This window comes from bacterium Unc6 (genome assembly GCA_013626165.1).
Taxonomy (GTDB): Bacteria; Omnitrophota; Gorgyraeia; order Velesiimonadales; family Velesiimonadaceae; genus Velesiimonas; species Velesiimonas alkalicola.
The window spans coordinates 43,223-49,941 of record NDHX01000011.1; the positions used below are offsets into that span (position 1 = coordinate 43,223).

The 6,719-nt window shown below is 36.7% G+C and carries 6 protein-coding genes and 1 pseudogene; 1 reads left to right on the forward strand and 6 read right to left on the reverse strand.

Annotated elements, in window-relative coordinates; genetic code table 11:
* Window positions 1-6: 6 nt before the first annotated feature.
* From B9J78_05705 to B9J78_05730, 6 genes and pseudogenes are all read right to left on the reverse strand, one after another.
* Window positions 7-1,185, reverse strand: a complete 1,179-nt coding sequence (locus B9J78_05705; protein ID MBA2124408.1) for a hypothetical protein — start codon at window positions 1,183-1,185, stop codon at window positions 7-9.
* A 3-nt stretch (window positions 1,186-1,188) separates the two neighbouring features.
* Window positions 1,189-1,983: a hypothetical protein gene (locus B9J78_05710; protein ID MBA2124409.1), complete on the reverse strand. Its 795-nt coding sequence runs from the start codon at window positions 1,981-1,983 to the stop codon at window positions 1,189-1,191.
* Between the two features lie 103 nt (window positions 1,984-2,086).
* Window positions 2,087-2,569: a GNAT family N-acetyltransferase gene (locus tag B9J78_05715; GenBank protein MBA2124410.1), complete on the reverse strand. Its 483-nt coding sequence runs from the start codon at window positions 2,567-2,569 to the stop codon at window positions 2,087-2,089.
* A gap of 82 nt (window positions 2,570-2,651) precedes the next feature.
* Window positions 2,652-3,047, reverse strand: a pseudogene (locus tag B9J78_05720) ((Fe-S)-binding protein).
* Between the two features lie 49 nt (window positions 3,048-3,096).
* Window positions 3,097-4,332, reverse strand: coding sequence for a glucose-1-phosphate adenylyltransferase (locus tag B9J78_05725; GenBank protein ID MBA2124411.1), 1,236 nt, complete (start codon window positions 4,330-4,332; stop codon window positions 3,097-3,099).
* Between the two features lie 17 nt (window positions 4,333-4,349).
* Entirely contained in the window at window positions 4,350-5,468 is a 1,119-nt protein-coding gene (locus B9J78_05730; GenBank protein MBA2124412.1) for a hypothetical protein, read from the reverse strand.
* 1,048 nt (window positions 5,469-6,516) lie between these two features.
* Here B9J78_05730 and B9J78_05735 point away from each other — a divergent pair.
* Window positions 6,517-6,719 (forward strand): hypothetical protein (locus B9J78_05735; GenBank protein ID MBA2124413.1); only part of this gene is annotated, 203 nt, incomplete at its 3' end.

Sequence of the window (6,719 nt, forward strand, 5' to 3'; positions counted from 1 at the left end):
CAGCTCCTATAAACCGGGGAGGTTTTTCTCTACTGTTCCTTTTTCGTAATAGTCCATATTTATAAATCTGCATTTTACCTTATACTGTGCCTCAGATATTTTTTCTACGATTAAAACCTCTGCAATTGCTTTTAGCCCTGATGGATAATTTTTGTTTTTTATCTCAACCTCTATCCTGTTTGTTGGTTGAAGAACATTTATTGTTGTAAAAGAAAATCCGTTGGAACTTGTATCCTGTAAAAAGCCGTCCCCGTATTGAATAGTCGGTTTTATGGACTTAAATTTTATTGTTCCTGTGTTTGAAGAGGTGTTCTCAAATTCTGTTCTTAACTGTCTTCCTGCAATATCCGACAGACTTTTAAGAATTTCTTCTATTGATTGATACCTTTTATCCTGCTCTTTTTCTATCATTTTCATTATGCAATCACTCAGCTTTTTTGATACACCTGGATTGATTCTGTAAGGGTCAGCGGGTGTGTAGTTCAGGTGTTTCATCTTTGTCGTATGTATATCCTGTGCAAGAAAAGGGCTCTGCCCCGTTGCTGTTTCGTAAGATGTAACCCCGAATGCATATATGTCGCTTCTGTGGTCAATGCTTCCGCCTTTTATCTGTTCAGGGGACATATAGGGGGCACTGCCCATCCTGATGGTTAGTTCTATCCTGGATTTAAGATAGCTTCCGCTTATTGTTGATATACCGAAATCACAGAGCTTTACAATATCTTTATGGAAAAGAACATTTGCAGGTTTTAAATCCTGATGCACAATGGAATGACTGTGGAGATATTCTAAAGCACTTGCAATGTGTCCCATAATTATCAATGTATCATATTGATTTAAGTGCCCCCCTTTACGAATTCTTGCCCTCAGGTCACGACCTTCTGCAAACTCAGAGACAATATAGTGCCTTCCCATGTGCTTACCCGTTTCTACTGTACTTATAATATTAGGATGTTTTAATTGTCTCTGCAGGTTTGCCTCACGGATAAATCTGCCAATAATATCTTTATTATGCGAAAGATCAGAGTTTAATATTTTAATGGCATAAAGCAAACCTTTTGATTCTACCTTATAGACTACACCAAAACCACCTTCCCCAAGTTTTTCAATAAGTCTATAACGGGCAATATTTTTAACAGGTATATTTTCAAGTATCTTATCAATTATCATTATAAGTGTGCCCATTTTTTATTTAGAAAAAAGAAGTCTTGCATTGTTAAGAAGGTCTTCAAATTCAACAGGAAAAGGTATGAGTACATCAGCCTTACAGGGAACGGCAAAGAAACCCCTTTTTACCCTCTCTATAAGTATAAGTGGAATTGAAAAGATGCTGGGACTTGATTTAATGCGTTCACAAACTCTATATCCATCCAATCCCTGAAGATAAGAATCAAGTATAATCAAATCGGGATGTTCAAGGTGTATGGTATTGATTGCATCGGGAGCCGTAGATTTAACAAAAACAGTATAACGGTCTTTATGCACCAAGGTATGAGCTTCAAATCTGTTTACTAAATATTTCAATAGTTCTTTATCGCTTGAGGCAATCAATATCCTTTTTCTGCCATATTCAGATTCTTTTTCAATAGGTGCTGTCCATGCTGTCTTTTTGATTTTATCAAGACAATGTCTTACTCTGCTCTGTAAAACAGCCGCCTCATAAGGCTTTGGAATATAATCCTCCACACCAACAGACCTTCCATGAGAAATATCTTTCCAGGAAGACTTAGCGGTAAGAGCAATTATGGGGATGTTTTTAGTTTGTGGGTCTGTTTTTAGTTTTTCGCATACCTTGAAACCGCTGATATCCGGAAGCACAATTTCAAGAATGATAAGGTCCGGACTTTCCTCATGAGCTTTTTTTATCCCTTCTTCTCCGCTATATGCAAAAATAGCATTATAACCTTTTTTTTCAAAGTCAGTTTTTATAACTGAAACCTCATCAGGGTTGTTATTTATTATAAGTATTTTTTCTTGTGCCATACTTTATTCCGTCATCTGTAGCCCGTATTCCGTTGTCCGTCGCCTGTATTTCGTATTCCGTTTCTTTTACGATATACGAAATACGGCATACGAACGACGGCTTTTAACCACCTGTCCATATCAGTGCTACCTCATTACATTTCGGAAATTCCGGACATCGCATACAATCTATCCATATCTTGTGAGGAAGTTTCTCTTTTTGTATTCTTTTAAATCCAAACCGTTTAAAAAATTCCGGCCTGTATGTAAGTGTAAATACATCTTTTACACCAAAATACTTGGCATCTTCAAGACACTTTTCTACAAGTTCAGTTCCAATTCCCTGTTTTTGGCAAGAAGAGAAAACCGCCAAACACTTAATCTCTGCAAGATTATCCCAGAATATATGCAATGCAACACATCCTACCACTTTCTTATTTTTAACGGCGACCCAGAAATCTCTTATACTTTCGTACAATTCAGAAAGTGAACGGGGCAGCATAAGCCCCTGTTTTGCATAAGAATTTATAAGACTGTGTATCTGTTTAACCTCTCTTATTCTTGGTTTTCTTATCGCCTCAGAGTTATAATTTTTAAGAACTGACATTGAGATTTTTCCCTGCCTCTTGCGATTGCCCGCCACCTGAAATCCCTGCCCGCCACAGGTAAGAGCAAAAAAGCAGGCAGGCTTAGAATACTATCTCTATGGCCTTGTATGGACAGGTTTTTAGACATAGTTCACACGCTATACATTTTTCTTTATTAAACGATATAAGCATATTCTCCCTGTCTAAGAAAAAAGCCCCTGTCGGACAGGTAGATATACAGGCAGTGCAGTGGGTACATCTTTTTTCATACCATTTTATATCACGGGCAAGAGATTGTATCTTTGCACCCTTTGCTTCAAGATACTTAAAGCCTTCGTCTAGTTTGAGTTTTTTACCTGTGATTTCCAGAACAAGAATACCTTCTTCATTGGGATTTACCTTTGCCATAAGTATATTCACCATAAGGTCATAATCTTTTATAAGATGGTATGTGATGGGCTCATTTAAAAGAGATGTTGGAAATGTAAGCACGACCTTTTTTTTGTCATAAACACCCTCCCGCCTTAATACTGCCTATTGCCATTACCTATTTTTTTACCACCGTTCCTTTTGCAACTACCACAATATCTGAAGATGTAACCATAAATCTTTTTTTATCTTTTTCTATATCAAACCCTATTGTAGCACCATTTTCAACAATAACATTTTTATCAAGTATTGCTCTTTTTATCTTTACATGCCTTCCGATATTACACCCCTCCATTATAATACTATCTTGAATATGTGAATAACTATTTATTCTTACCCCCGGTGATAGTATAGACCTTTCAACCCTCCCGCCGCTTATGATACATCCGTTACATATAAGCGAATTCAGAACAAGCCCAATCCTTTCAGGTTCTTCTCCTCCTGCAAATACTGTCTTGGAAGGAGGCCAGTGCCCCTGGTGTGTCCTTACAGGCCAGTTATTATCATAAAGATTAAATATAGGTTCAACCTGAACAAGATCCATATTGGCTTCATAATATGCATCAAGTGTCCCTATATCTTTCCAGTATAAAATATTTTTTCTGTTTTCATCTTCAAAGGGGTATGCATACATTTTTTTTCCCCTTATCATTGCAGGAATCACATTTTTACCAAAATCATGTTGTGTAGGCTTATCTCTGTCAATGCCAAGTTCTTCTTTAAGCACATCTCTGTTAAATACATATATGCCCATTGAAACAAGAGCCTTATCCGTTCTGCCGGGTATAGGTTTCGGAGAAGCAGGCTTTTCTTCAAAACCCAAAACCCTGCTGTCCTGTGACATTTCAATGATACCAAACTGACCTGCCTTCTGTATGGGTGATTCAACAGCTGCAACTGTTACATCCGCCTGCTTTTCTATATGATACCCAATCATTTTCCTATAATCCATCTTATATATATGGTCGCCTGCAAGTATAAGTATATAATCGGGTTGAGGCTTTTCCATTTCAATAGAATAAAGGTTTTGATATACTGCATCGGCGGTTCCCTGGTACCAGCGCTCATCTATCCTTTGCTGTGCGGGCATAATCTCTATAAACTCACCCAACTCAGAATCAAATATGCTCCAACCCTGTCTGATATGTCTTGAAAGCGATATGGACTTATATTGCGTAAGGATGTATATCTTTCTCAAACCCGAATTCAAGCAATTGGAAAGAGTAAAATCTATAACCCTGTATATCCCCCCGAAAGGAACTGCTGGCTTTGCCCTATCCTGGGTAAGAGGATGCAACCTTTCTCCTTTTCCTCCTGCCATAATAAATGTAAAAACCTTATATGGTATTGGCATAACTCCTCTAAAAATTATTATTTTTCTACTGGATAGGAGCCTAATATGTTTAAATAACTGCAATGTTTTTCTAACTCCTGCAATGCCTTTACTATATTTTTTTGTGTTCTGTGGCCTGAAAAGTCCACGAAAAAATAATAGTCCCATGCCTTTTTTTTTGAAGGACGGGATTCTATCTTTGTCATATTTATATTCGCCTTTTTAAACGGCAGTATTGCATCATGCAATGCGCCGGGTCTATCCTTTACAGCAAACACTATAGATGTCTTATCCACACCTGAACGCTCGGTATCTTGTCTTGCAAGAACAAGAAATTTAGTTATATTCATATAACTGTCTTCAATATTTTTTGCAATAATATTTAATGAATACATTTTGGCGGCTAAAATGCTTGCTATACAGGCTGAATCTTTTGTTTTTGATACAATTTTTGCAGCCTCAGCAGTACTTGAAGTTTCAACTAATTGAGTATCAGGATAATTCTCTTTAATATATTGCCTGCACTGTCCAAAAACCTGATCTTTTGAATAAATTTTTCTTATTTTTATCTGTTTTGAAGGTGCAAGAAGAAAGTGTGATATACGAACAACAATCTCTGAAAATATTTTTAGTTTCGTATCAACAAGCATATCAAGTGTAATTTCAACGGGCCCTTCTATTGAATTTTCTATAGGGACCACCCCATAATCACAGGAATCTTTTTCAACCTCAGAAAAAACATCTTCTATAGTCCTGCAAGGAGTGTAACTTACAGATGAGCCAAATTTTTTCAACGAAGCAAGATGGGTATATGTCATCTGAGGACCGAGGTACGCAACAGCTATATGTTTTTCAAGTGAGCGGGATGCAGATATAATCTCTGTGAAAATACTTTTAAGGTCTTGTTCAGATAAAGGGCCTCTGTTTTTCCTTATTATATTTTTATATATCTGCTGCTCCCTGATAGGAGAAAAGATACCTCTACCTGTGTTTTTTTTAATTTCTCCTATCTGAAGAGCAACCTGTGCTCTTCTATTTAAGAGTTCAACTATATTTTTATCAATCCTGTCAATCTGTTGTCTGAATCTATCATAAAGCCTCACAATAGATGTCCTGCTTTTGCAGGATTTGTTTTGAAGGTTTAAATATTTCAACATATTCCTCCCTCATATAATATGTCACTGATTAATAATTTGTAATGGTAACTTTTTTTCTTTTTGCTACTTTTTCTTTCTTTGTTAATTTGTTAATATTGTGAATAATCAACAACAATAAATTATTTCTTTGAAAATTAAGAGACCCCGTTAAACTTATCCTTGATAGGTAATAAGAAAGAACATCTTGTTCCTGCTTAAGGTTAAACCTCTGAAAAAAGTATATATCTCTGGCTTAAAAGCTAAACTGCTAACCCGCACAATAAATAATACAGACCTGACTTGCTTTTCTTAATAAAACAGTGATTGAAAAGCATAGAAAGCAAGATGTGGCAAAGTGCTTATTCTTACACAAGACGAGCTCTTGTTTTTAGATCCAGAGGGTCTTTCTTAAACTTGTTATTTCATCAAACCCAAACAATAGGTCGAGGTTAAGATCTATGTGTTATAGACTTTTTGTATCTTGTTACAAAAGAAATCTTATTATTTTTTATTTTGACATATTACCGCACAACTTTTTTGAGAATCCGTTAGCCATAAAGGCCGACCTGGTGCCGGTTTGAACTGAAGGCCATTTTCCCCTTTTCCCGAAATGTCTGATTTTATCGTACCACAGAACTCAGTGAGGCGCTAAATTTTGATGCTACTGAACAATAACTTTTTCTTGCTTGGAGTAGTTCTATCTCTTTCTTCCGGTGCTTCTGTAACGTTTGAAGTGGTCCATAAGGTCTTATGTTTCATATTGTATCTATTATTTAGTTAAAAGTCAATAATTTATGTGACCTTGGAGGAAGGTCAATTGTAAATTCTTTATTATGGCGTAGAGAAGTTACGCCCTTAATTTTTACTGCCTTTTTCTTTAAAAGTCCTATCTCCTCTGATTTAAATCTTATTTTTTTCTTTACAGGTTTATTGGTGGGATTAAAAACTCGGTTTCAATCTCCTGGTAAGCACAAACCTCAATGCCGTCACAGCTAACCTGGCATTGAAACTGATGGCCTTCAATTTAATAAGTGCCTTCCGCAACGATCTGGGTGGTAAATTCCTCTCAATGACTCCTGATCTAATCCATCGGCACTTTCTAAGAAATGTGCAAGGCAAGGTAAAGCTGCATGGCGATTATGTCAGGGTCGATGTTTTTGGGTTTGAACATCAAGATGCAGTTAGGCCGCTCCTGGATAACCTTCAGGCAAAGCTCTTGAAAAACGGGCTTGATCCAAGGATACCCTGGCTGAATAACCATAAGATCTGCTT

Bases quoted from the DNA above. Each gene is read 5' to 3' on its own strand.
- B9J78_05715 (MBA2124410.1), bottom strand. From the start codon at position 2,569: ATGTCAGTTCTTAAAAATTATAACTCTGAGGCGATAAGAAAACCAAGA.
- B9J78_05705 (MBA2124408.1), bottom strand. From the start codon at position 1,185: ATGGGCACACTTATAATGATAATTGATAAGATACTTGAAAATATACCT.
- B9J78_05710 (MBA2124409.1), bottom strand. From the start codon at position 1,983: ATGGCACAAGAAAAAATACTTATAATAAATAACAACCCTGATGAGGTT.
- B9J78_05730 (MBA2124412.1), bottom strand. From the start codon at position 5,468: ATGTTGAAATATTTAAACCTTCAAAACAAATCCTGCAAAAGCAGGACA.
- B9J78_05725 (MBA2124411.1), bottom strand. From the start codon at position 4,332: ATGCCAATACCATATAAGGTTTTTACATTTATTATGGCAGGAGGAAAA.